General features: G+C 41.4%; 1 protein-coding gene and 2 tRNA genes. All 3 read left to right on the top strand.

Features of this window, described 5'->3' with window-relative positions; genetic code table 11:
- Nucleotides 1-880: VWA domain-containing protein (locus L4C33_RS22225; protein ID WP_428814549.1), on the top strand; the 880-nt coding region annotated here is incomplete at its 5' end.
- 300 nt (nt 881-1180) lie between these two features.
- Nucleotides 1181-1254 (top strand) — tRNA-Cys (locus L4C33_RS22220).
- Nucleotides 1255-1290: 36 nt separating this feature from the next.
- Nucleotides 1291-1366, top strand: a tRNA-Gly gene (locus tag L4C33_RS22215).
- The last annotated feature ends 37 nt before the right edge of the window (nt 1367-1403 follow it).

The following is a 1403-nucleotide window of genomic DNA, read 5'->3' as shown; positions in this document are numbered from 1 at the left end:
CAAACTCAGTAAAACAGATGTCACCGTAATGAAGAACCACGCAGAGTTTTTATTAAAGAATAAAGGTCTGCAAGAAATTGCTGAAAAACTGGGGCGTATGGCTGGCAATGTTGATGACCCTTCATTAAACAAAGCGCCAGCTGAAGAGCTACAGATGGTGGAAGAAGAAAGTGATGAAGCGACCGATGATATTGTCGGAATTCATGAAAGTGATGACCTAAATAAGCTTCTCCCCAATGAAACCATGTTTTTGGCATACCCAGAGCTTGAAGTTATCTTTTATAAACATTTAGCAGACAAACGCTTAATGAATTATAGAACGAAGGGTAAGGCGAGAACTTTGCGTAAAGTAAGAGCGCATAAACCTGACCACAAGAAGGCAGAGATCGAAAAAGGCCCTTTCATTGTCTGCGTTGATGCATCTGGCTCTATGAGTGGTTTTCCWGAGCAATGCGCGAAAGCTATGGCGTATGCTCTAATGCAAATAGCGCTGGCAGAACAGCGAGAGTGCTACGTAATCCTCTTTTCTACAGAGCAAATTACCTATGAGCTAACACGTCAAGATGGTTTACGCGAGGTGAGCGACTTTCTGAGTTATAGCTTTCATGGTGGTACAGATCTAGAACCTGTACTGATTAAGTCGATTGATTTGATGATGGGAGATAAATATAGGAATGCAGACTTAGTCGTGCTTTCTGATTTTATTGCTCCTAAACAATCGGATGAGTTACTCGCTCAAGTAGAAAAACTAAAAGAGAACAAAAACCGTTTTCATGCCGTTAGTGTCTCAAAATATGGGAACCCGCAGCTTATGAGCATGTTTGATCATTGTTGGGCGTACCATCCTAGCTTAGTCGGACGGCTGATGAAGAAGTGGTAGCAGTCCACAAGAACATTATCAGTTTTAGCCTTATTTAATCATTGAGTAATCGTTATTGAATGTGAATGCTCCTCTTTTAGAGGGGCATTTGATATCTGAAGCTATAAATTTAGATAATTAAAACTATTGATAATGCTGAGTTGGTTGTACATAAACTGTCAAAAAAGATCGAACAAACATCGATTTGATTCAAATGTCAGCAAACGAAATATATTTGCGTTATTTTGTTTGACTATCTTCGCTCAATCCGTAAAGTAGGCACCCGAACACAACGAGGCAACCTAACGTGTTGAAAGAAAAGGCGCCTTGGCAGAGTGGCTATGCAGCGGATTGCAAATCCGTGGACCTCGGTTCGACTCCGGGAGGCGCCTCCATTATCTTTCCCATTTATGGGAGGTGAATAATGAAATGCGATACTAGCTCAGTTGGTAGAGCGCAACCTTGCCAAGGTTGAGGTCATCGGTTCGAACCCGATGTATCGCTCCAAAATTTGAAGTGTTGATGAATTTCGACATTTAAGATG

Source organism: Vibrio makurazakiensis, assembly GCF_050337375.1.
GTDB classification, from domain to species: Bacteria; Pseudomonadota; Gammaproteobacteria; order Enterobacterales; family Vibrionaceae; genus Vibrio; species Vibrio makurazakiensis.
The sequence above is the reverse complement of the archived record's forward strand: the minus strand, read 5'-3'. Positions and strand labels throughout refer to the sequence as shown.